Consider the following 22,577-nt stretch of genomic DNA (forward strand, 5'->3'; position numbering starts at 1 on the left):
TGCTACCTCACGTAGATGAATTCGTTGCTGGCCAACAGTCCGTGGCAGAGCAAAGCCCAGGCGTGCAGTTCAGCGGCCGCGGCGCGCCGCGCGTCGTCGGTCGACGCACCACGCAACTGGGCGACAAACTTCAAGGCCCGGTCCAACTCGCCGCGCGTCGGTGCCCGGCCAAACGCCGTGTAATAGGCGCGGCGCACGCGGCTGGCCGGATCGTGCTCGGTGTCCAACAGTCGGCGGGCCCAGACGTCGGCCGAGTCCATCACCAGCTCGGCGTTCAACATCCACAGCGCCTGCGGCGCGACGACCGTGCAGTTCCGGTTGCCAGTCGGGACCGTCGGGTCAGGAAAGTCGAACTGCTCGAACAACGTGTACAGGTTGTTGCGAATCACGGGCAGGTAAACCGCTCGGCGCAAGCTGTCGTACTTGGTCCGATCGATCGAGGTGTGATCGAATACGAACTGCCGGTTCCGCAGCGGCACCGTCTTGCCGCCGATCCGTTGTTCAAGTCGGCCGCTGACCGCCAGAATGGCGTCGCGAATCTCCTCGGCTTCCAACCGTTGCTGCCGCCATTTCCACAGCAGCTTGTTCTCGGGATCGATCACGGCGCACTCGGCCTCGCGCGGATGACGCGAGGCCATCTGATACGTATTCGAGCGCATGATCAGCCGGTGCAAATCCTTGGTCGACCAGCCCGCGGTGGCAAAGTGCCGGGCCAGCCAATCGAGCAACTCGGGATGGGTCGGCCGGTCGCCGAGTTGGCCAAAGTTGTCGGTCGAGCCGACAATGCCAGCGCCAAAATGCCACCGCCAGATCCGATTCACGTACACGCGCGCGGTCAACGGGTGTTCCAGGTCGGCCATCCAGTTGGCCAGTTCCAGCCGACCACTCTGCTCGGCCGAGAACGAGTTCGTCGCTGCGGCCGAAGTGCCCGCCCCGCTCGACGAACCGAACGAGACCTGCATCACTTGTGGGAAACCGCGGGGCACGGCCTTGCCCAGGTTGCGGTGGCTGCCGCGGATGTGAATCGGCAGTTCGTTCACCACCTTGCCGTCGGTCACTCCCATTGCCGCTGGCAGGTCGGGCGAGGTGCTTTCCAACACGCGAGCTTCCTCGCTCAGCCGGTGATACTCGGCCAGTGTTTCATCATCGAACGCGAACTCAGGCTTCGGAGGCACCGCCAAGAAACCAGCGTTGTCGTACAGCGCCGCGCGAGCCAGTTCGAGCGCTTCGTCGTCGAGCTTCTTCGCCTTGCCGTCTTTCTTCTTGGCCTCGGCCCACGCCGCTTCGGCCGCCGCGAACTTGAGGCGGTAGTACGAGTCGATTCCGTCGAAATCCTTGGCGGCTACTAGCTCGTGCCAGCGACCAAAGAACGGATCGTCGCGATGATATTCCAGGTGCAACCGACAGTGATGCAAAATGTGCGGGTGCAGCCCCAGCGGCTCGGCAATGGCCGCCACCTGGGTCAGGGGCATGTCGGGCGCGAACTTGGCCGACGCCATCAAATACTCTGTCGCCTTGGCACGCGCGGCGTCGCGCAGCTTGGTGGTCGCCTTCGACTTGAACGACGCGGCCGCCGCTTTCTTGGCCGTGATGGCGGCTTCGACCTTTTTGTTCTCCTCGGTCTCGGCGTCGCTGGCGAAGGTGTGTTCGTTCCAGTGCTTGATCGCGCCGGTCTTCGAGTCGGTAAAGGTTTTGGTGCTTTTGAGGATCGCCGCCAGCGAGTAGTAATCGGTCTGCTTCAACGGATCGAACTTGTGGTCGTGACAGCGGACACAGCCGAGCGTCATCCCCAAAAACACTTTGCCGATGGTGTCAAGCTGCTCGTCGATCGTGTCCATGTCGAGCTTGTCGCGATCCGGCTCGGCCAGCACCTTGGCCCCCAGCACCAGAAAGCCCGTCGCGGTGCGCGACTCTTGATTGGCGTCGGCCAGTAGGTCGCCGGCCAATTGCTCGACCAGGAACCGATCGTACGGCTTGTCCCGGTTAAAGGCGTCGACGACCCAGTCGCGGTAGCGCCAGGCATTGCCAAACGCCAGGTTCTCGTCGAGCCCGTTCGAATCGGCGTAGCGGGCCACGTCGAGCCAGTGGCGTCCCCAACGCACGCCGTAATCGGGCGAGGCAAGCAGCCGCTCGACGACGCGGTCGAACGCGTCGGGAACCTGATCGTTCAAGAATGCCTCGACTTCGGCCGGCGTGGGGGGCAGTCCGGTCAGATCGAACGTCGCGCGGCGAATCAGCGTCCGTTTGTCGGCCGGCGGGGCAGGGGAGAGCTTGGCCGCTTCCAGCCGGGCCAGCACGAATGCGTCAATCGGTGTGCGGACCCAGGCGGTGTTTTGCACCGCCGGCAGGTCGGGCTTGCCAACTGGTTGAAACGCCCAGAACTTGCGGCCGTCGTCAATGCTCATACCGACCGGCGCGGGGCCAGAACTCTCCGCCCCCACCCGCGGGTCCGGAGCGCCTTCTTTCACCCAGCGTTCGAGCGTCGCCACTTCGGCGGCGGACAAACGATTCTGGGGCGGCATTTGCAGGTCGGGGTTCTTGTACCGAACGGCCTCGATCAGCCGGCTTTTCTCGGGATCACCCGCCACGAGCGCCGGCCCGGAGTCGCCCCCCTTCATCACGCCGTCGCGCGAATCGAGCAGCAAACCGCCGTTGGCTTCGCGCCCCGCGTGGCATTCATAGCAATGCTGAACCAGGATCGGCCGAACGCTCTTCTCGAAGAACTCCACGCCGGCGGCAGTCGGCTCCGCGGCACTGGCGTGTGACGTGCCGTAAAAGCAGATCGCGAGCGCGGCCCAGGCGGACCAGCACCCGGCGTTCATCCAGCATTGTGATGTCGGTGGTTTGGCTCGCATCGAGAGTCAACTCGCAGTGCGGTTCGATCGATCAATTACGATTTTGGCGCCGGCCCGAACTCGGCGGAAATCCGCTGGGCACACTCCACCACGGCCTGGACGACCTCGGCTTGCTCGTCGGGATCGTCCTTGCGGCACAGGTGCGAGACACACAGCACGCCGAGCAGGCTGTTGCCGCTGCCCAGGATGGCGGTCGCGCAGTCCTTCACGCCCATTACGATCGGGCTGTCGTCGTGGGCATAGCCTTGCTGACGAATCGTCTCGAACTGGGTTTCGAGCGCGCGGACCTTGGCGGCCGGCTCGCCAGCGTGCTTCCAATACTCCTGACGACGATGATCGGGCAGCATGGCCAGCGCGGCCAGGCCGCTGATTCGACGGTGCAACTCGAACGTCGCGCCGATGCGAACCGCCACCAACACGTCGGCGTCCCCTTCGGCCCGGGCGACGACGAGCATGCGATTTTGCGTGACGATGTTCAGGTGGCACGACTCGCGCAGCCGCCGCGCCAGGTGTTCCATGTGGGGCGTCGCGTGCGCAATCAGAAACTGGGTGCTCGCGTGCTGCGAGCCAATCTCGAACAGCTTGGTCGACAACCGATAGAACTGGGCGTCGTCGCGGACCAGGTAGCCGCGCTCTTGCAATCGCACCAGCACGCGGAACAACTCTTGCTTGGTGCGCCCCAGGGCGTCGGCAATGCCGGTCAGGCTCATGCCGTGCGAGGCGTCTGCCAAGAGTTCGAGAATGTCGAGGGCCTTGTCGACCGCGGGAACCTGGTAGGCGCTCGCCTCGCCGGTCGCGGGGCGTTCGGCGCCGTTACGCTCCGAGTTAGCCCGTTCGGCGACGTTACCGTTGGCGGTGGGGTTTTTCTTTCTGGCGGCTTTCATAAAACACAGTTTTATATATGATACTAGCGTGCGTCAAGCGAATTCACGGCCAAACGCGGAACCGCAGCCATGCCAATACATATTCCCACGATCGACGACGTCCGCCGAGCGCAAGTCGTCATCCAGCAGCATCTCTCGCCCGCGCCCCTGGTTCGCTCGTACGCGCTGGAGCAAGCGCTCGGCCTGTCGGGCGGTCGCCGCGTGTGGCTGAAGGATTATGGTTGGACGCCGGTTGGGTCGTTCAAGCTGTTGGGGGCGCTCAACTGGATGGCGGCGCACGCGGCCGAGATCGGCGATCGACCCGTGGCGGCTCACTCGTCAGGCAACTTCGCGGCGGGCATCTCGTACGCCGGAATGAAATACGCCAAGCGCGTGATCGTGGTCATGCCCGACACCGCCTCGCGGACCAAGGCCGAGTTAACCCGCTCGTTCGGCGCCGACATTCGCACGTACAACATCGCCCGCGATCACGAGACCGGCGAGCGCGACCGGCTGACGCACGAGATTGCCGTCGAACTCGGCGCGATCCAGGCGTCCCCCTACGACGACCCGCACGTAATCGCCGGCAACGGCGTCGGCGGCTGGGAGATTGTCGAAGAGCTGCGACGACAGGGGCGCGAGGTGTCGCACTTTGTCTGCCAGGTGAGCGGCGGCGGGCTGATGGCCGGCCACGCCTTGGCGATTGCCGACGGGTTTCCTCGAGCACGCATCATTGGCGTCGAGCCCGAGGGGGCCGACGATTTCCGTCAATCGCTGGCGGCTCGTGAACGCCGGCGCGTCGAGCGGCCGCAGAGCATCTGTGACGGGCTATTGTCGTACGACGTGGGTGAGACGAACTGGCCGATTCTGGCGCGCTGCGTGGCCGAGAGCGTGGTCGTGGACGATCTGTCGACCCGCCGGGCGATGCGCTGGCTCTACCAGTGTCACGGCCTGCGCAGCGAACCCTCGGGGGCGATCACCACGGCCGCGGCGTTAAACGGCACGTTCGACCTGAGCGGTGAAGGGGACGTGGTTTTGGTCCTCAGCGGCCGCAACGCCGACGAGCAAGCGTTCCAAGATTGGATTGCGGTGTAGCAACACTCTCTCCTACTGACTCTCCTACTGAGTTGGCGTGCAATGAAGACGTATTCTGAAAAGTGGCCATATTGACGGCACGGCACATCTGTTGGGGTATTTTGTTTGCCCCCGAGAGAAGTAGTCGTTAAAGTCTGAACATGTGCGTTTCATTCCGCATTCAAGAGGGCACATGATGGCTAAAGAGTGGTATGCCAAAGTCAATGGTTCGCAAGTCGGGCCGCTTGAGCCCTCGGAACTGCGCGCGTTGGCGACGACTCTGCGACTAAAGCGGTCGGATGTGATCAGGAAAGGTGAAGGGGGCCAATGGGTTCCCGCGGAGAAAGTAAAAGGGCTCTTCGATGGAGTGCCCGCGGCTGCTGTCCCGCTGGTAGCTGCAAGTCGGCCTCCTTTGGTGCCGGAAGTAATGCCGAGGAGCGAGCGGCCCCAAGTTCGTCAGGTGTCCCAAGCTGAGCAATATGCCTCCGCGCCCCCAATTCAGGATTTGCCGAGCACCCTTCCTTCTGCATTGGTGCCAGTTCGGACTGCACCCATCGCCCCGGCACAAGTACCTGATGTCCAGCGTGTGCCGTGCCCGATCTGTGGTGAGTCGATTGCCGCCACCGCCGTCAAGTGCCGACATTGTAACGAATACCTTGATGGGCGGCCCAATCCCGCGACCCAGTATCCCCAAGCTATTCAGCAGCCGCAAATCGTGATGATGGCGCCGCAACAGGCAGCGCCGATCAATGTTGTTGTCAATCAGAGTAACGACAATTACATGTCGACCGCGGTGCAGACCAATGTTGGTCGCCACTATAAGCGATGGAGCAAAGGCACTGCGATGGTCTTAAGTTTCTTGTGGCCAGGCTTGGGACAAATTTATAAAGGCGAACTTCTCGGTGGACTTGCCTGGATGTTCTTTGTGGTGGTCGGCTACGCATTCTTAATCATCCCGGGACTGGTGCTTCATCTGTTGTGCATAATTGGCGCCGGCATGGGGAACGAGTACGCATAACTTTCCGGCGACAGTTGCGATTTATCATAGGCGTCGTATGCAAAGTGGCTTTGCTTCCGTAGTGCTCGTGTTGTTGGCCGCTCAAGGAATCCTCTTTGGCGCCGAACCACCTGCTGGCTTTCAACCGATCTTCAATGGCCGCGATCTGGCGGGTTGGCACGGCTTGAACCCTCACTCGGTCACCAAGTTGCAAGGCGAGAAGCTGGGCGCGGCGCTGAAAAAAATGCGCGACGAGTTTTCCAGCCACTGGCGGGTCGAGAACGGCGAACTGGTGAATGATGGGACCGGGCCGTACGCCACGACCGACCAGGAGTTCGGCGACATCGAACTACTGATCGAATACCGGACGGTTGCCGGGGCCGACAGCGGCATCTATCTGCGCGGCTGTCCCCAGGTGCAAATCTGGGACACCCATCAACCGAGCGTGGTCGACAAGCCGGATCGGAATCCGAACCTGGGCTCGGGGGGCTTGTTCAACAACACGCCGCGCACGCCGGGGCGCGACCCGTTGGTCCTGGCCGACAAGCCGTTCGGCGAGTGGAACGCGTTTCGCATCAAGCAAGCCGGCTCACGGACGTGGGTTTGGCTGAATAACAAGCTGGTGGTCGACGGCGCGGTATTGGAGAACTATTACGACCGGACCAAGCCGATTCCAGCACGTGGGCCGATCATGCTGCAAACCCACGGGGGCGAGATTCGCTGGCGGAACATTATGGTCCGCGAACTCGGCGCGGAGGAAGCGGCCGATTTGATTCGCCAGGCCGAAGCCAAGAGCAAGGGGTAGGGGCGCGCTGGGGTAATTACCCCCGTGGCTGGATCGCGCTGAATTGCCAGCGCGATCGGCCCAGCTTTTTGACGCCGCTTGCCGACCGTTTATATTGACGCCGTTCCTCTTTCTTTTTTCGTGACAGAGGCTCGGGCAATGAAGCGCTTCTTGGTGGTGGCGTGCGCGTGTTGGGCAATTGGTCTCGGAGTCGCCGAGACCCAAGAGCCGGCCAGCAAGTCCGCCGCCGAAACACGGATGAACGTCCTGTTCATTGCCATCGACGACCTGCGGCCAGAACTGGGCTGCTACGGCGTGCCGTATATCAAGACGCCGGCGATGGACCGGCTGGCCGCGTCGGGCACCTTGTTCGAGCGGGCCTATTGCCAACAGTCGGTCTGCAATCCGTCGCGAGCCAGTCTGCTGTCGGGTTGCCGTCCGGCCACCACCAAAGTCGTGGTCAACAACGTCAACCTGTTGACGGCCATGCCCAACGTGGTGACTCTACCGCGATTGTTCAAGGACCAAGGGTATCACACCGTCTCGATCGGCAAGATATTTCACATCGAAGAGAAGGTGACTGACGACGCGCAGGCCTGGAGCGAGCCGTCGTTCATGCACAAGCCTGGCATCAAGTCCTGGTACACGCCCGAGTCGTTGGACCTGATTCGCCAGCGTCCCGCCGAGATGAAGACGGCCAGCAAGCTCGCCGACAACAAGGCAGCGCGCCGCGGGCCGCCGTTCGAGGCGGCCGACCTGCCCGACAGCGCTTACAACGATCACGCCCTGGCCGAGCGGGCGGTGCAAGCGCTTGAACATGTGAAGGGAAAGCCGTTCTTTTTGGCCGTTGGTTTTTCAAAGCCGCACCTGCCATTTTGCTGCCCCCAGAAATACTTCGACCTGTACCCGCTCGACACAATCGAGTTGCCCCAGAACCGGGCGCTTCCCGCCGGGGTGCCAGCCGTGGCGGGGCACGATTGGTACGAGTTGCGGACTTATGCCTCGGTGCCGCCCCGTGGGCCGATCAGCGACGAGATGGCCCGGCGGTTGATCCAAGGGTATCGCGCTTGTACGAGTTTCGTCGATGCGCAAATCGGGCTGGTCCTCGACGAACTCGATCGACAAGGGCTGCGCGATTCGACGATCGTCGTCCTGTGGGGAGATCATGGCTATCACCTGGGCGAGCACGACATCTGGACCAAGATGACGAACTTCGAGTTGGCCACGCGCGTCCCCCTGATCGTGCGTGTGCCGGGCCGGCCCGCGGGTCAGCGCGCCCGCGGCATCGTCGAGTTGCTTGATCTGTACCCGACGCTGGCCGAGTTGTGCGCGCTGCCAGCGCCGCCACAACTGGAAGGAAAGAGCTTCGCGTCGCTGCTCAATGACGCTTCGTTGCCTGGCAAGAAGGTCGCCCTCAGCGAGTACACCCGCCCGAAACAAGCGCGGGGTGTCTCGGTTCGCTCCGATAAGTTCCGCTACACCCAATGGCACGACCTGAAAGGGAAGCTTCTTGGCAGCGAGCTGTACGATGAGGTCGCCGACCCGGGCGAGAATACGAACCTGATTGACAACCCGAAGTATGCCGACGAGGCGGCTCGGCTGGCGCTTGAACTCGACGAGAATCATCCCTTCCCAGGCTCGGATTTCGGCGGTACGAAGTAAGTTTCTGGCCGACGAGGTTGGGCCACGCTATAACGGATCGGCCGATCGCCACGCGCTGGCCAACTTCCAGGTGGCCCGGCTGTGATGAAGGCTCCCGCCCCGTTACTCGCCGAATTCCCCTTTCCTGATCGAAGGATTGGTATCTGATGTCGCGTCGTTTCAAAGAGATTTTGGCCGCGGGGGAGCTGGCCCGCGTCTTTTGTGTGGGACGCTTGCCCACGACCGTGACGGTCGATCTGTTCGCGCTGGCCGGCGGGTTTGCCGGCTTTTGGATCGACCAGGAGCACGTCGGCCTCACCTGGCAAGAAGTGCAAACCTTGTCGGTGGCGGCGCGGGCCAACGGGCTCGACTGTTTCGTCCGCATGGCCCCGACCGACTATGCGGCCGTGACCCAGAATCTGGAAGCCGGCGCTGGCGGCGTGATGGCGGCGCAAATCCAGTCGGCCGCGCACGCCGAGCAATTCGTGCAGTGGGCCAAGTTCGCGCCGCGCGGCTTGCGCGGACTGAACACCCAGGGGCGCGACGCCAACTACACGCACAAGCCGCCGATTCAGTTCGCCGCCGACGCCAATCGAGAGAACTTCGTGGCGATTCAGATCGAGACGCTCGGCTCGCTCGACGAGGTGGAACAGATTGCCGCGCTGGCCGACGTGGACCTGCTGTTCGTCGGGCCGAGCGATTTGTCGCAGGCCCTGGGCGTGCTGGGCCAGTTCGATCATCCCAAGTTGTGGGAAGGCATCGAGCGGATCGCACGCGCGTGCAAGGCCCACGGCAAGCACTGGGGCACGGTGCCGGCCGATCCCAAGTTCGCCGACCGATGTTACGAGTTGGGTTGCCGGATGGTCAGCATCGCGCCCGACGTTCGCGCGCTGCGGCTGGGCATCGACGCTGCCAAGACGGCGTACGGGTCGTTGTTCCAGAAGTAGTCCACGCAGGGGAGCGAACCGTGCGTCGATTGGCGATCTGTTTCCTGGGGATGCTAATTTTGCTCGGCGCAGGGCGCAGCGCGACGGCCGGTGTGCTACGCGCCGGCGCGGCCAAGGCTGACGTCAGCCCGCGCACGCTGCCGGCCATTCGCAACGGCGGGTTCCTCGAAGTGGTTGATGACAAGGTGCTCGACCCCTTGCACGCTCGGGCCTTGGTGCTCGACGACGGCAGCGAGCGGCTGGCGATCGTGGTGGTCGACAGTTGCATGATGCCGCGCGAGCTGTGCGACCAGGCCAAGGCGCTGGCCGCGGCGGGGACCAAGCTGCGGCGCGAGCGGATATTGATTTCCGCCACCCACACGCACAGCGCGCCGAGCGTGATGGACTTTACGCTGGGCGCTCGTGCCGATCGAGCTTACACCGAATACCTGCCCGGCAAGATTGCCGAGGCGATCGTCGAAGCCGACCGTCGGTTGGTGCCTGCCGAGTGGGGGCACACGTCATTTCACGCGCCGAACCACACGCATTGCCGCCGCTGGATTCATCAGCCCGATAAAATCGATGTCGACCCGTTCGGTGACCGCACCGTCCGGGCGATGATGCACCCTGGCTATCAGAACCCGGCCTATGTTGGACCGTCGGGACCGGTCGACGACGAGTTGTCGTTGCTGGCGATTCGTTCGATCGACGGCGCGCCGATCGCCTTGCTGGCGAACTATTCGATGCACTACTTCGGCGTCGGTCGCGGCTTTTCGGCCGATTACTTCGGTCGCTTCTGCGATCTGGTCGAAGCCCGCGATGGGGCGGACGCTGCCGCGCGAGCCAAGAACGCGCCAGCGCCCGTGGCGATCATGTCGCAGGGCACGAGCGGCGACTTGCACTGGATGGATTACAGCCAGTCCAAGCGCGCGATCACCATCGACGAATACGCCAGCCAGGTGGCGGCACTAACGCTCGAAGCGCGCCAGCGCGTAGAGTATCGCCGCGAGGTGTCGCTGGCCATGGCCGAACGGACGATTGAGCTAGGGCGCAGGCTGCCGAGCCCCGAACGCCTGGCCTGGGCGCGTCCGTTGAACGAAGCCCGTGGCGAGCGGCGGCCCAAGGACCGGCCCGAGGTCTATGCCGAGCAGGCGGTCTATCTGCACGAGCATCCGACCGAGACACTGGTGTTGCAGGCGGCGCGGATCGGCGATGTGGGCATCACCGCGATCCCGAACGAAGTCTTCTCGATCACCGGCCTGAAGCTCAAGGCCCAGAGCCCGCTGCTGAAGACGTTCAACATCGAGTTGGCGAACGGCGCGTCGGGCTATATTCCGCCACCGGAGCAGCACGCTTTGGGAGGCTACACGACCTGGCCGGCGCGGACGGCGGGGCTCGAAGTGCAAGCCGAGCCCAAGATCGTCGACACGGTACTGGAATTGCTGGAACAGGTGTCAGGCCAGCCGCGGCGCAAGCACGAAGGGGATTTCTATACGCCCGAGATGCGGGCTCAGATGCAAGCGGTCTTGCCGTTGAAGTAACGCGGGAGGTTCACCGCAGAGACGCAGAGGACGCAGAGAAAAGCCGCAGGGGGACAGGGGCGAGGGGGAGTAAGAGGGAAAGAGAGGAGAGAACAGAAAGTAGAAATGTGGAAGGAACAACGCTTGAGGTTTAGCCGCAGGGGCATAGGCCCGCGCTTTCTTCCCCACTCATCAATCATCACTCCGCACTCATCATTTCTCTCTGTGTCCTCCGTGCCTCCGTGGTTCAAAAAATCAGCGCCCCGGCGGCTTCGGCTTGCCCGGGTCCATTTGCTTGAGCATCCGGAACATTTCATTGTCGGTGGTCAGGATCAGCCGGGTGTTCTTGGCCAGCGACTTCTTGTACGCCTCGAGCACGCGTAAGAAGTTGTAAAAGTCGCCGGTCTCCTGGATCGCCTTGGCATAAGCCTCGATCACCTCGGCGTCGACCTTGCCGCGCAGGCTGCTCGACTCCTGCGCTCCCTCGCCTTGGATCTTCTGCACTTCGGCCTGGGTGCGGTTGATGATTTCCTGCTTGCGCTGTTCCCCTTCGCTGATCGACTTGATGGCAATCGATTCCATCAGGGCCGTCGCGCGGCGGAAGGCGGCGTCGCGCACCTGGGGCACGAACTCGATGCGCGTCAGGCCGACGTCAACCAACTCGATGCCGCGCCCTTTCGAGTCCTTCTGGCCGTCTTCGTTGAGCGCGGCTTTCGTGTCTTTCATGATCTGTTCCACGATCTTGGTCCGCCCCAACAGCACCGGCACCTTGGCCTCGGGCGGCACCATCTGCTCGATCAGCGCGTTGTCAGCCGCCTTCTCGGCCGGGCCTTTCTTGACGCCGGTCGGCTCGGGCAGGCCCAGCGTGTAGGTCAGCTTGCGGTTGTTGCTGCGGACCACTTCCGAAAGATTGTTGCTGGTGAGCGTGTCGCGGGCGTGACTGCGGACGAACTCCTTCACGCGCGATTCGGCGTTCAACTCGGTGCGCAATGTTTGGACGAACAAGACCGGATCGTTGATCCGCCAGGCGGCCCAGACCGTGACTTCAATCTTCTTGCCGTCCTTGGTCGGCACGTCGACCAACTGATCGTTGGGGCGCGAGCCGTGCCAGACTTGCAGCGTCTTGGGCAACCGCATCACCTGCTGTATGACCGGCAGCTTGAAGTACAAGCCCGGCTCGGTTCGGCTTTGCACCGGGTTGCCGAACTGTAGGATCACCGCCAACTCGCGCTCGTCGACGGTATAGAGGACCGAATTCCCCAGCGGAATCAACAGCAGCAAGACGATACTGATCAGCAGCAGTTGCACGCGGCGTTGGTTGGTCATGATAAAAGTTGCTAGTTGCTGGTTGCGAGTTGCTAGTGAAATGCGGTACGCCAAGCCCAGGGGTCTCACCCCCCAGGGAGCATTCGTGTCAGCGGTCGAGTTGCAGCAGCGGGTAGATTTGCTTCAGGTCGCTGTCCATGATCGTTTTGGACTGCACTCCTTCGAGCACTTCTTCCATCGCTTCCAGGTAGAGCCGCTGGCGCGTAATGTCGGGTGCCTTTTGATAGGCGCGATACTTCGTGACCAGGGCGTCGATCTCGCCTTGCGATTCGGCGTGCCGCCGGTCGGCGTAGCCTTGCGCCTCGCGAATCGCCTTGTCTTTGGCCGCCAAGGCCTGCGGGATCAAGCGATTCCGCTCGGCTTCGGCCTCGTTTTCGAGTTTCTGCTTTTCCTGAATCGCGGCGTTCACCCGATCGAAGGCTGGTTTGACTTGCTCTGGCGGCGTGACGCGCTGCATCTGCAGCGCCGGCACCGTGATGCCGCATTGATAGTGGTCGAGAATTTCCTGGGTCGCCTTCCGCGCTTCGTGCGAGATTTCGCTCCGCGCGGCCCCGATCACCTCGTCGAACGAGTAATCACCCACCAGCCGGTTCATCACCGTGCGGGCCACGGTGGTCACCAACTGTTGCGCGAACTCGTCGGGATCGTTTGCCGGAAAGCGGAACAGGTACTGGGCCGGATCGGTCACTTTCCATTGCACGGTCCACTCGACGCTGGCCGTGTTCAGGTCGCCGGTCAGCATCAGCGTTTCGTCTTCGTGTGCCTTGTTGCGAGTGTCGACAGTGGTTAGCGGCAGCCGCAAGCTCCGCTCTTCGATGCTCACCTTCAGCACCTGGTCGGCCAGTGGCAGCTTGAAATGCAAGCCGGGCATCATCGTCGACTGGTATTTGCCGAATCGCATCACGACGGCCTGCTCGTACGGCGCGACCGTGTAGAAGCAGCCGAGCGAGAAGTACAACGCCATCAGCCCCAGGATCGCCCAGGGGGCCAGCATCAACAACGGATCAATCGGCAACGATTGCTGCGGCGGCCGGCGGCCGCTCGCGCTTTCCGGAAAGACCATTGATGGTTCCCCTCGCAAAATAGGCGGCGCATCGCTGCGCCGTCGTAAAGAAGCTGTCCCGGACGAGTGCAATACCTGCGCGCGATTGCGACTTTTGCCCTCGGCCGGCGCGAGTCATCATAACTCGCCGCGCGGGCGCGCTTAAGCGGGTTGCGCAAAATCGCGGCAATGTCTTGGCGTTTTAGCTACGCACCATGCGGCAAAGGGTTCGCCCTGGGGGTGGCGGCCAGCGAGGCGATTCGTGGCGGCGGCGGTTGATTGTCGCCGGTCGCCCGATTCTAATCGTCGTGCCCGCCTACCGTTGCGAATCATCCCACCCTCCCGCTCAAGTGATCGCGCTTATGAAAACGAAATCGTTCGCCTTGTCGTGCTTGTTGGTCCTGGTCTCGGCCGGTTGGTTGCACGCCGCCGAGTCGTTCATCCTGGGCAGTCTGTTCTCGAACCATGCCGTGTTGCAGCGCGACATGCCCGCGCCGGTCTGGGGCCAGGCCGCGCCCGGAATCAAGGTGACGGTCAAGTTCGCTGACCAGGAAAAGGTCGCCACCGCCGACAAGAACGGCCGCTGGGAAGTGCGGCTCGATCCGCTCGCCGCTTCGAGCGAAGGACGCACGCTGACCGCCACGGCCGAGGGGGAAACCAAGCCGCTCTCCCGCACCGATGTGCTCGTGGGCGAAGTTTGGATCTGCAGCGGGCAGTCGAACATGGCTTGGACGCTGAGCAGCTCCGACGGTGGGGCCGAAGCGATTGCCGCGGCGGGCGACGGGCAGTTACGCCTGTTCGCCGCGGCGGCCAAGGCGACCGATGAACCCCAAGCGTTGATTGGCGGCGAGTGGGCCGTCGACGCGCCGAACGCGGCGCAAGGCTTCTCGGGCGTCGCCTATTTCTTCGGCAAGGAATTGCGCAAGTCGCTCGGCGTGCCGGTCGGCCTGGTCCGCTCGGCTGTCGGCGGCACGGTGGCCGAAGCCTGGACCGCGCGTGGCGACTTGGAGGCGAACCCGACGCTGGTCGGTTTGTTCGATGTCCAGGCCAAAGCCGTGACCGACTATCCGCAATCGCTGGCCAGTTACAAGCAAAAAGAAACCGAGTTGCTGGCCAAGTGGGAAGCTGATGTCGCGAAAGCAAAAGCCGACGGCAAGCCCGAGCCGCGCAAACCAGCCGCGCCGCAAGACCCCACCAAGAGCCCGAACCGTCCATGCGGGTTGTACAACGGCTCGATCGCGCCGCTGCAGCCGTACGCCATTCGCGGGGCGATCTGGTATCAGGGGGAATCGAACTCGGGACGCGGCAAGCAGTATCAGACGTTGTTCCCCGCCATGATCGGCAGTTGGCGCAAGGCCTGGGGCCAGGGTGACTTTCCGTTCTTGTTCGTGCAGATCACGCCGCACAACAACATGACTCCAGAGGTCCGCGAGGCACAACGCATCACGACCGAAACGACCCCCAACACGGCGATGGCCGTCACGGTCGACGTGGGGCATCCGACCGATATTCATCCGCGACAGAAGCAGCCGGTGGGGCAGCGCTTGGCCTTGGCGGCCCGCGCGCTGGCGTACGGCGAGCAGCTTGAATACTCCGGCCCGACGTACGACACAATTCGCGTCGATGGCGGCCGGGCGATCCTGTCGTTCAAGCATCTGGGCGGCGGCTTGGTCGCCAAGGGGAGCGAGTTGCGCGGCTTCACCATTGCCGGCACCGACGGCAACTTCGCGCCGGCCAAGGCCATGATCGACGGCGATACGATCGTCGTATCGAGCGAATCGGTCAGCTCCCCGGTTCAGGTGCGCTACGGCTGGACCAACGTGCCGGACATCAACTTGTTCAATCAGGCCGGGCTCCCTGCCTCGCCGTTCCAGACCGATCCGGTCTTCGTCCTGGAAGATGGCTTCGAGCTGATCTTCGATGGCCGCGACTTGAGCGCCTGGCAAGCGAAGGAAGGGCTCTCGCTGCAGGGAAAAGTTATCGAAAGCGGCAGCCGCTTCTCGGCGCGCGATGGGCGGATTGTCGTCAGCCCTGGCAAGGGATTGAGCGCGGTCTGGTCGAAGCGCGAGTTCCCCCGCGACTTTGAAATGCGGTTGCAGTTCCGTGCCGGCGTCAACGCCGACAGCGGTATCTTTGTCCGCAAGCCGCAACTGCAGTGTCGCGATTATCTGGCGGCCGGGCCGTACAAGGAATTGAAGAGCTACCAGCCGCAGGATTGGAACGACATTCAAGTTGTAGTTCGTGGCAACGTGGCGACGTGTACCTGCAACGGCGAGCCGCTGAAGTTCACGGCCGAGCTGCCGGCCACGGGGCCGATCGGTCTGGAAGCTGACCGGGGGCAGTTGGAGTATCGCTACATTCGTGTGAAGGAAGCTCGCTAATGAGTCGTGGCGTCGCTCTGTTACTGTTACTTGTCGCTTCGGTCGCTCGGGCGGGCGAGGCGCCGGCTTGGCGCGAACTGTTCAATGGCCGCGACCTGACCGGCTGGGTCAATGTGAACACCGCCTCGGACACCTGGTCGGTGCGCGATGGGATGCTCATCTGCAAAGGGAAGCCGATCGGCGTGATGCGGAGCGATCGGCAGTACGAGAACTTTCTGTTGCACGTCGAGTGGCGACACATGGAGCCCGGCGGCAACTCGGGGGTCTTTGCCTGGAGCGAAGGGACCGTGCCCGAGGGGAAGCAACTCCCCAAAGGGCTCGAGGTGCAGATGCTCGAACTCGACTGGCCGAAGTTGCATCCGCTGAAGGACGGCAGCTTGCCGCCGATCGCGTATGTGCATGGCGAGTTGTTCGGCGCGGGCGGATTGATCGTCACGCCTGACAATCCGCGCGGCCCGCGGAGCAAGTCGATCGAAAACCGCTGCCGCCCGCGCGGCGAGTGGAACGAGTATGACGTGGTGTTCGTCGACGGCGTGGTCAAGCTGGCCGTCAACGGCAAGTTCGTCAACGGCATCAGCCAGTCGTCGGTCCGGAAAGGATACTTGTGCCTGGAATCGGAAGGGGCCGAGATTCACTTCCGCAACTTGAGGATTCTCGAGCTACCGCCCGGCGTGACGACGCCGGAGCAAACGGCGCCGATAGTCGACAAATAGTGGAAACTCAGGCGATAGCACGCCCCGGCCGGAAAAACTCGACATTGCCTTTGGCTCGGTTAAGATAATCGTTGTCGGTGCAGTCGTTTCGATTTCCAAAACTGTTGGGAGCGCGATGATGGACAAGACCGAAGTGAGCGCACATCTGGCCGAGGTGAAGTTGCAATTGGCCGCCAAGTACGACGGCATGGCCCGCCGTTCGACCAGTCTGCCTCGCCAGCGCAAGTACATCAACCAGGCCGACAACTTCCGGACACAGGCCCAGCAACTCAGCCGGCAAAAGCCGCGCTAGTCGCTCGCTGTCTCCGCTGTTCAAATCTCGCCGCACGTCGACCGACAAACACCCCTCCCTGACAGGGAGGGGTGTTTCCACAACGAGCTACGGCGCTGTTCGTGCGCGCTGAGCAACTCGATCTCTCACTTCCGCTGGTCCAGGCTCATCGGGCCCGAGCCGTTGGCGATGACCAGCAGCATGGCCCCCATCATCGACAGGTTCTTCATGGCCTGGATCATTTGCATTTCGGCCGCCTTGTCCTGCAGCTTCCAGAACGGGTGGAAGTAGTACGTCGCCAGCACCAGGAACACGAGTAACAAGCTGGCGCCGATCCGGGCGTGGTAGCCCAACATCACCGACGCGCTGCCCACGATCAAAAACGCGATCGCGCCAACGAGCATGAACTTAGCGGCTGGGATGCCTGCTTCGGTCATCCCTTCGGCCGTCTTCTCGAAATGGGGAATCTTGGCCCCGACCGCGCTTAACAAGAAGATCAAGCTCAGCATCACGCGGCCGGCCACGGTCAACACGCCCTGGACTTGCGAATTCATGGTCTAACTCCCTGCGAAAAGTGTGGTTGGTAACAGATGGTTAAGAGTTCTCAAGCCGTGCTCACGGCAGATCGAACCACATGACTTCGGTCGGTTCGTTTGCTTGCAGTTCAAGCTGTGCTTCGTCGCTGAGCGCGGCGCCGTCGCCGGCAGCCAGCGTGTGACCACTCAGCTGCAGCTTGCCGCGCAGCACTTGCAGCCAGCCGTGACGCCCCTCGGCGATCGGCTGGGCCAGGGACTGACCGGCGGTCAAATTGGCCAGATAGATTCGCGCGTCTTGCTGGATGATCAGCGATTCGCGCTCGCCAGCGGGCGAAACGACCAACTGCATTTGGCCTTGCCGGCCCGCCGGGTCGAACACCCGCTGGTCGTAGCTCGGCGTTAATCCCGGCTGGCGCGGCAACAGCCACACCTGGTACAGGTGAACCGGCTCGGTGGCCGACGGGTTGAACTCGCTGTGGCGAATGCCGCTGCCGGCGGTCATCCGTTGGAGTTCGCCCGGTTGGATCACGGCGCCGTTTCCCAGGCTGTCGCGATGTTGCAACTCGCCCGACAGGACGTACGTGACGATCTCCATGTCGCGATGGCCGTGCATGCCGAAGCCTTGCCCCGGCGCAACGCGGTCTTCGTTCATCACGCGGAGCGCGCGGAACATGACGTGCTGAGGGTCGTAATAGTCGCCGAACGAAAAGCTGTGGAACGTATCGAGCCAGCCGTGGTCGAAATGGCCGCGCTCGTTCGAGGGTCGGACGTTAATCATGATGTCACCGATGGTATCGCAATTTGATATTTGTTGATATGTCAACTATTTGGCCAAAAAAACACCGCAGCGAATAGGAGGCTACCTTCTAGCTCGGTGCGTCATCCAGCCGTTCGCGGGCCTTTTCCAGCAGTCGTGACAGTTCTTTCAATTCGGCCTGGGTCAGGTGGCCCAGCAGTTTGTCGTGCAGATCGAGCACCGGTCGGTCGAGGCCGGCCAGCAACTTGGTGGCTTTGTCGGTGACGGCCACGTAGACGACGCGGCGGTCCTCGGTGCAACGCTCGCGGCAGACCAGGCCGGCTTGCTCCAAGCGGTCGATCAGGCCCGTGATGCCGGGTACCACGGTGATCGTCCGGCTGGCGATTTCAAGAATCGGCAGGGGCTGACCGGCCCCGCGGACGATCCGCAGGATGTTGTACTGCGCCGGCGTCAGGCCATGCTCGCGCAACAACCGGGCAAACGTCAGTTGCAGCCGATCGCTCGTGCGGACCAGGTTCAGCGTCGCTTCCTGGGCCAGCGAATCGAACGGCCGCGCCTTCTTCAGTTCGCGTTGGAGTTTGCCGCGGGTCATGGGGTCGCTCGGCAGAGCAGGGGACTTAATGCATGTCACGTTTAATAGTTTATATATAAACTATCGTCATGTCAATAGTCTGGCCTTGAGTTTCTTGGGGACGGTGACTAAGGCGGGAATCTAAGGGGGTGGAAAGCAAAAAGCCCCCGGTCATTGACCGGGGGCTAAAGGGCGAGTGGACCGCAAGTTGCGACGACGAGCTAGACCCCCTTGGGGATGGCCCAGTGGCCGGGTTCGTATTCGCGGCGGACCAGCCGGTTGGCCTCGTCGTCGCCGACGACCTGCTCCTTGGCCGGGTCGAAATTGAGGGGCCGACCGACCCGCGTGGCGATGTTCCCCAGATGGCACAGCGACGCCGACAAGTGGCCAATCTCAACGTCGGCCGTGGGGCGATTGCCGCTGGCGATGCAGTCCAAGAAGTTCCGCGCGTGCGCGACTTCGCGTTCGCTGATCTTGCTCTCGCGGATCAACTTGTTCTTGGGGCCGAACAGTTGCCAGCCGTCCCCCTTGCCGAACAGCATCATCCCCTTGGTGCCGTAGAAGGCGTTGCCGTTCTCGTACCCTTCTTGCCGGTACGGGGTCCAGATTCGTTGTTCAAAGATTAGTTGTCGCCTGTGGCCGACGCGGCCATCGCCTGGGTACTCGAAGATCACGTACTGGTTGTCGGCGAACTCCTGGTCATCGTCGAAGAAATACTTGCCACCCGAGGCGAGGATGCGCGACGGGTGCGTGGTGACGCCCAAGCCCATGCGGGCCATGTCGATGTCGTGAACTCCGTCGTTCCCCATATCGCCGGTGCCAAAGGCATAGACCCAGTGCCAGCCATAGTGCAGCCGGTTGGCCTGGTAAGGAATGTGCGGCGCGGGACCGAGCCAAAGCTTGTAATCGAGTTCTGGCGGCGGCTCGCTGGGCGCGCCGTGGCCGATATCGCGACGCTTCTGGCTGTTCCAGGCCTTGGCCACCAGGATGTCGCCGATTTCACCGCCGCGGAGGATGTCCATCGCTTCGATGGCGTGCGCGCCGCTGCGCGTTTGCGTGCCGGTCTGCACGACTTTGTTCTGGCGGCGAGCCGCTTCGACCAGCAATCGCCCTTCGCGAAGGTTGTGCGAGCAGGGTTTCTCGACGTAGACGTGCTTACCTGCTTCGAGGGCCAGGATCGCGGCCGGCGCGTGCCAATGGTCGGGCGTGGCGACGATCACGGCATCGATCTGCGGATCGTCGAGCACGCGGCGCAGGTCCGACACTTGTTTCGGCTCTTTGCCTTGCTTGGCGCCGATCTTCTCGGCCGCCTTGGCCGCGCGGGTTGATTCGGGATCGCAGGTGTAAGCGATTTCGGCGTCGGGCAGGCCGGCGAACGTCGTGGCCACGGCGGTGCCGCGTCCCCCGCTGCCGACGAGCGCGATCACTTTCTTGTTCGACGCGGCGTTGGCCCGGGCCACGGCCGACCAGCGGGCAAGGACGGCGGCGCTGGCCACGGACAGCCCGGCGGTTTGCAAGAAGCGGCGACGCGGAGTGTCGTGCATGGCGTGTCTCCGAGTGTGGTGGGAATGTGGGGGCCGGTTGTCCGCTACTTGACCATTCGCCGCCGGCAATTGCAACTTTTCTTTGTCGCATGGCGATCGCGTGCGAGTCACAAGATGCACGGCGAGGGCTGTTCGGTTCTCGCACGAAGGGTCAGAATAACGGCGCTCCGTGTGAACGATCTTTCGTGACCTGTTCGAGTGCGCAGCGATGGACCTGAAGCAGTTTGGCCTTAACCTGGCCGTGGCGTTTCTGGGCGGCTTTCTGGTTGGCCTCGAGCGGCAGATTCAGCAACGGACGGCCGGGCTGCGGACCAACACCCTGGTGGCGGTCGGGGCAGCGCTGTTCTTATCGGTGGCCGACGCCTATACGGCGGCGGACGGCGCGGTGCGGATTGCCGCGCAAGTGGTCAGCGGCATCGGCTTCCTGGGCGCCGGCGTTATCATGCGCGAAGGGCTTAACGTCCGCGGCATGAACACGGCCGCCACGCTGTGGTGCAGCGCGGCCGTGGGCTTGCTGGCGGGTTCCAGCCAACATTGGGCGGCGCTGATCGGGGCCGGCGCAATTCTGGCCGTGCATCTAACGCTCCGGCCGCTGGCCAATCGGATCGGCCGTGGCAGCTCGTACATCAGCGAGTTGGAAACGCTGTACGAGATTTGCGTCGTCTGCGATCAGACCTACTTGGACGAGGTTCGCAACTTGTTCGTCCAGACCATCGAAGCCAAGGACAACATGACCATCCAAGGCGTGTCGACGGAAGACGGACGGCACGACGGTCGCACGACGTTGTTGATCGACATCTATTCCACCGAGCGGAACGACAACTTCCTGAACACGCTCGTCGGCCCGCTCAGCCTGAAGCCGCACGTCACCGCGATCAGTTGGAAGCGGAAGCCGTAGCACGGCTGGCTTGGGGCCAGTCATTAAACGCCAGCCCTGTTTCCGTCATTCCCGCGCAGGCGGGAATCCAGAGGGTAACCGCAATCACTAGATTCCCGCCTGCGCGGGAATGACGGCCTCGATCGTCGCGCTTCAGCGAACTGAAGACTCTACGAGTGCTCTCACGAGGCATGCGCTCGTGCTGGCACACGCTTGCTGGCACATTCATAAGCTGGCTGGCCTGCGCCGTTTGCCCTCGCGCGCCGACGCACTCGACGTATTGGATAGAGTTTGCCTAACCGGTATGACGATACCAGTCGGTATAGGCGTCAAAGTTTCACATGCGTGGTGACGCCAGCATCGTCGCGCTGCCTCGGGCCGTTGATTGGCGTGGGGCGCTTTCTGGTTCAGCAACTCGGGGGCTTGAGCATGTCGGTCGCAGGCGGATCGCTTCGTACGTTGGCGTTACTCGTTGTAATGAGTGCGGGCCTCCTCGATGGCGTCAACTTATTCGCCGCCCTGCCGACCAGGCCCGAGGAGTTGGGCACGTCGACATTAGCGTTGGACGATGCCAAGGATCCGCCGGTGGCCAACGACATCGAGGCGCTGCCAAGCAACGATGCGAAAGCCCCGTCACCGACGACAATGGGCGGCGCGTACCGTGGCGGTTGCCCTTATGATTGCTGCGGGGAAAACCCGTGTGGCGGTCAAGGCTGCTGCGACAACGAGTGCGGCGACTGTGGCGACGGTTGCGATGTGCCGGCGATCGACCCCTATTGCCGGCTGTTCCGCCAGGACCGCGCGATTCGCCTGCGCGGCTGGCTCGACGCGGGCATCCTGGGCAACACCCAAAACCCGGGCAGCAGCTTCAACGGACCTTACAACTCGCAAGAAGTCGACAGCGGCCAGTTCAACCAGGCCTATTTGATCGCCGATCGGTTGATTACCAATCGCACCGGCCTGGGCGTGGGCGGACGCGTCGATCTGCTGTACGGCGGCGACTATAACGTGGCCCAGTCGTTCGGGCTGGAACGGAACAGAGACGGCAGCAATCGTTGGAACAGCAACCAGTACTACGGTCTGGCGCTGCCGCAAGCCTATGGCGACATCGGCAACACCCGGCTGCAAGCGCGGCTGGGGCACTTCTATTCGATCGTGGGTTATGAAGGAGTACAGTCGGCGACCAACTTCTTCTATTCGCACGCTTACAGCTATCAATTCGCCGGCCCGTTCACCCACTGGGGCGGCTTGGGAACCTGGCAGCCCGGCAAGCGGCTGACCGTACAGGCTGGCCTGGTCAACGGTTGGAACAGCTTGGACAACGGCACGAACCAGCCGGCCTTCATGGGGGGCGTGAAGTACAAGAACGACGACGCCGGCTGGTGGAGTTCGTTTGCGATCATCACCGGCAACGAACAGAACAACCCAGCCGCGCTGGCCACGGTGACCAACGCCGTAGCCAATCGGACGCGCTACAGCTTTTTGTTCAGCAAGCAGATCGGCTGCCGCACTGAATACGTGTTTCACCACTGGCTCGGTAGCCAGGCGACGGGCTATCCCGGCGGCGGGACGGCGCTGTGGTACGGGCTCGATCAATACTTGTACTATCGGATCAATCCCAAGTGGCGCGTGGGTGCTCGCACTGAATGGTTCCGCGACGAAGGGGGTACGCGCGTCGGGTTGACCGAGCCGTCGAACCCGAACGCGGCGCCGCTGCCGGGCACGTACATGTCGTGGACCGTTGGCGGCAATTGGACGCCAGCACGCAACGTGGTCATCCGGCCGGAACTACGCTGGGACACGTATGCCGGCTCGGCTCGGCCCTTCAACGACGGGCAACAGACGTACCAGTTGCTGCTAGGCGCTGACGCGATCGTGCAGTTCTAAGGCGATCGAGGG

The 22,577-nt window shown here is 62.8% G+C and carries 19 protein-coding genes; 11 read left to right on the forward strand and 8 right to left on the reverse strand.

What is annotated here, in order from left to right; translation table 11 throughout:
* Positions 1-2 precede the first annotated feature (2 nt).
* Positions 3-2,822 (reverse strand): PSD1 domain-containing protein, encoded by a 2,820-nt coding sequence (locus tag JSS27_11420; protein ID MBS0209550.1) that lies wholly within the window; start codon positions 2,820-2,822, stop codon positions 3-5.
* Between the two features lie 68 nt (positions 2,823-2,890).
* A complete protein-coding gene (locus JSS27_11425) occupies positions 2,891-3,739 on the reverse strand; it encodes an IclR family transcriptional regulator (protein MBS0209551.1) in 849 nt (282 codons plus the stop codon).
* 69 nt (positions 3,740-3,808) lie between these two features.
* On the opposite strand from JSS27_11425, the gene JSS27_11430 reads away from it, so the two are divergent.
* The 6 genes from JSS27_11430 (at position 3,809) to JSS27_11455 (ending at position 10,681) form a co-directional block, all read left to right on the forward strand.
* Complete coding sequence (locus JSS27_11430) at positions 3,809-4,813, forward strand: threonine/serine dehydratase (GenBank protein MBS0209552.1); 1,005 nt, start codon at positions 3,809-3,811, stop codon at positions 4,811-4,813.
* A gap of 175 nt (positions 4,814-4,988) precedes the next feature.
* Positions 4,989-5,810 carry a DUF4339 domain-containing protein gene (locus tag JSS27_11435; protein ID MBS0209553.1) on the forward strand — a complete coding sequence of 274 codons (822 nt, stop codon included), beginning with the start codon at positions 4,989-4,991 and terminating at the stop codon, positions 5,808-5,810.
* Positions 5,811-5,847: 37 nt separating this feature from the next.
* Positions 5,848-6,594 carry a DUF1080 domain-containing protein gene (locus JSS27_11440; protein ID MBS0209554.1) on the forward strand — a complete coding sequence of 249 codons (747 nt, stop codon included), beginning with the start codon at positions 5,848-5,850 and terminating at the stop codon, positions 6,592-6,594.
* Positions 6,595-6,732: 138 nt separating this feature from the next.
* The gene (locus JSS27_11445) at positions 6,733-8,235 is read left to right on the forward strand and encodes a sulfatase (GenBank protein MBS0209555.1); all 1,503 of its coding nucleotides are present in this window, start codon (positions 6,733-6,735) and stop codon (positions 8,233-8,235) included.
* 146 nt (positions 8,236-8,381) lie between these two features.
* Positions 8,382-9,161: a host specificity protein gene (locus tag JSS27_11450; GenBank protein MBS0209556.1), complete on the forward strand. Its 780-nt coding sequence runs from the start codon at positions 8,382-8,384 to the stop codon at positions 9,159-9,161.
* A gap of 20 nt (positions 9,162-9,181) precedes the next feature.
* A complete protein-coding gene (locus tag JSS27_11455) occupies positions 9,182-10,681 on the forward strand; it encodes a hypothetical protein (GenBank protein ID MBS0209557.1) in 1,500 nt (499 codons plus the stop codon).
* Positions 10,682-10,915: 234 nt separating this feature from the next.
* On the opposite strand, the gene hflC is transcribed toward JSS27_11455, so the two are convergent.
* Together hflC and hflK are read right to left on the reverse strand one after the other, a co-directional pair.
* A complete protein-coding gene (gene hflC / locus JSS27_11460; protein MBS0209558.1) occupies positions 10,916-11,986 on the reverse strand; it encodes a protease modulator HflC in 1,071 nt (356 codons plus the stop codon).
* Positions 11,987-12,074: 88 nt separating this feature from the next.
* Positions 12,075-13,049: an FtsH protease activity modulator HflK gene (gene hflK, locus JSS27_11465; GenBank protein ID MBS0209559.1), complete on the reverse strand. Its 975-nt coding sequence runs from the start codon at positions 13,047-13,049 to the stop codon at positions 12,075-12,077.
* A 341-nt stretch (positions 13,050-13,390) separates the two neighbouring features.
* Here hflK and JSS27_11470 point away from each other — a divergent pair, with 341 nt between their 5' ends.
* From JSS27_11470 to JSS27_11480, 3 genes are all read left to right on the forward strand, one after another.
* On the forward strand, positions 13,391-15,409 hold the full coding sequence (locus tag JSS27_11470) for a DUF1080 domain-containing protein (protein MBS0209560.1): 2,019 nt from the start codon (positions 13,391-13,393) through the stop codon (positions 15,407-15,409).
* A complete protein-coding gene (locus JSS27_11475) occupies positions 15,409-16,122 on the forward strand; it encodes a DUF1080 domain-containing protein (GenBank protein MBS0209561.1) in 714 nt (237 codons plus the stop codon). The genes JSS27_11470 and JSS27_11475 overlap by 1 nt, the downstream gene beginning before the upstream one ends.
* 118 nt (positions 16,123-16,240) lie before the next feature.
* A complete protein-coding gene (locus JSS27_11480) occupies positions 16,241-16,414 on the forward strand; it encodes a hypothetical protein (protein MBS0209562.1) in 174 nt (57 codons plus the stop codon).
* Between the two features lie 125 nt (positions 16,415-16,539).
* Here the strand turns inward: JSS27_11480 and JSS27_11485 are convergent, their stop codons facing one another.
* From JSS27_11485 to JSS27_11500, 4 genes are all read right to left on the reverse strand, one after another.
* Positions 16,540-16,947, reverse strand: coding sequence for a DoxX family protein (locus JSS27_11485; protein ID MBS0209563.1), 408 nt, complete (start codon positions 16,945-16,947; stop codon positions 16,540-16,542).
* A gap of 61 nt (positions 16,948-17,008) precedes the next feature.
* Entirely contained in the window at positions 17,009-17,707 is a 699-nt protein-coding gene (locus JSS27_11490; GenBank protein ID MBS0209564.1) for a pirin family protein, read from the reverse strand.
* Positions 17,708-17,795: 88 nt separating this feature from the next.
* A complete protein-coding gene (locus tag JSS27_11495) occupies positions 17,796-18,278 on the reverse strand; it encodes a MarR family transcriptional regulator (protein MBS0209565.1) in 483 nt (160 codons plus the stop codon).
* A 200-nt stretch (positions 18,279-18,478) separates the two neighbouring features.
* Positions 18,479-19,801, reverse strand: coding sequence for a Gfo/Idh/MocA family oxidoreductase (locus JSS27_11500; GenBank protein ID MBS0209566.1), 1,323 nt, complete (start codon positions 19,799-19,801; stop codon positions 18,479-18,481).
* A gap of 208 nt (positions 19,802-20,009) precedes the next feature.
* On the opposite strand from JSS27_11500, the gene JSS27_11505 reads away from it, so the two are divergent.
* Positions 20,010-20,699 carry an MgtC/SapB family protein gene (locus tag JSS27_11505; protein ID MBS0209567.1) on the forward strand — a complete coding sequence of 230 codons (690 nt, stop codon included), beginning with the start codon at positions 20,010-20,012 and terminating at the stop codon, positions 20,697-20,699.
* A gap of 456 nt (positions 20,700-21,155) precedes the next feature.
* Positions 21,156-22,565, forward strand: coding sequence for a porin (locus tag JSS27_11510; GenBank protein MBS0209568.1), 1,410 nt, complete (start codon positions 21,156-21,158; stop codon positions 22,563-22,565).
* Positions 22,566-22,577 lie beyond the last annotated feature (12 nt).

It is taken from the genome of Planctomycetota bacterium (assembly GCA_018242585.1).
In the GTDB taxonomy this organism is placed as follows: domain Bacteria; phylum Planctomycetota; class Planctomycetia; order Pirellulales; family PNKZ01; genus JAFEBQ01.

Excerpts from the sequence above, each read along its gene's own strand:
- JSS27_11420 (MBS0209550.1), bottom strand. The coding sequence starts at position 2,822 with ATGAACGCCGGGTGCTGGTCCGCCTGGGCCGCGCTCGCGATCTGCTTT.
- JSS27_11425 (MBS0209551.1), bottom strand. The coding sequence starts at position 3,739 with ATGAAAGCCGCCAGAAAGAAAAACCCCACCGCCAACGGTAACGTCGCC.
- JSS27_11430 (MBS0209552.1), top strand. The coding sequence starts at position 3,809 with ATGCCAATACATATTCCCACGATCGACGACGTCCGCCGAGCGCAAGTC.
- JSS27_11435 (MBS0209553.1), top strand. The coding sequence starts at position 4,989 with ATGGCTAAAGAGTGGTATGCCAAAGTCAATGGTTCGCAAGTCGGGCCG.
- JSS27_11440 (MBS0209554.1), top strand. The coding sequence starts at position 5,848 with ATGCAAAGTGGCTTTGCTTCCGTAGTGCTCGTGTTGTTGGCCGCTCAA.
- JSS27_11445 (MBS0209555.1), top strand. The coding sequence starts at position 6,733 with ATGAAGCGCTTCTTGGTGGTGGCGTGCGCGTGTTGGGCAATTGGTCTC.
- JSS27_11450 (MBS0209556.1), top strand. The coding sequence starts at position 8,382 with ATGTCGCGTCGTTTCAAAGAGATTTTGGCCGCGGGGGAGCTGGCCCGC.
- hflC (MBS0209558.1), bottom strand. The coding sequence starts at position 11,986 with ATGACCAACCAACGCCGCGTGCAACTGCTGCTGATCAGTATCGTCTTG.
- hflK (MBS0209559.1), bottom strand. The coding sequence starts at position 13,049 with ATGGTCTTTCCGGAAAGCGCGAGCGGCCGCCGGCCGCCGCAGCAATCG.
- JSS27_11470 (MBS0209560.1), top strand. The coding sequence starts at position 13,391 with ATGAAAACGAAATCGTTCGCCTTGTCGTGCTTGTTGGTCCTGGTCTCG.
- JSS27_11475 (MBS0209561.1), top strand. The coding sequence starts at position 15,409 with ATGAGTCGTGGCGTCGCTCTGTTACTGTTACTTGTCGCTTCGGTCGCT.
- JSS27_11480 (MBS0209562.1), top strand. The coding sequence starts at position 16,241 with ATGGACAAGACCGAAGTGAGCGCACATCTGGCCGAGGTGAAGTTGCAA.
- JSS27_11485 (MBS0209563.1), bottom strand. The coding sequence starts at position 16,947 with ATGAATTCGCAAGTCCAGGGCGTGTTGACCGTGGCCGGCCGCGTGATG.
- JSS27_11490 (MBS0209564.1), bottom strand. The coding sequence starts at position 17,707 with ATGATTAACGTCCGACCCTCGAACGAGCGCGGCCATTTCGACCACGGC.
- JSS27_11495 (MBS0209565.1), bottom strand. The coding sequence starts at position 18,278 with ATGACCCGCGGCAAACTCCAACGCGAACTGAAGAAGGCGCGGCCGTTC.
- JSS27_11500 (MBS0209566.1), bottom strand. The coding sequence starts at position 19,801 with ATGCACGACACTCCGCGTCGCCGCTTCTTGCAAACCGCCGGGCTGTCC.
- JSS27_11505 (MBS0209567.1), top strand. The coding sequence starts at position 20,010 with ATGGACCTGAAGCAGTTTGGCCTTAACCTGGCCGTGGCGTTTCTGGGC.
- JSS27_11510 (MBS0209568.1), top strand. The coding sequence starts at position 21,156 with ATGAGTGCGGGCCTCCTCGATGGCGTCAACTTATTCGCCGCCCTGCCG.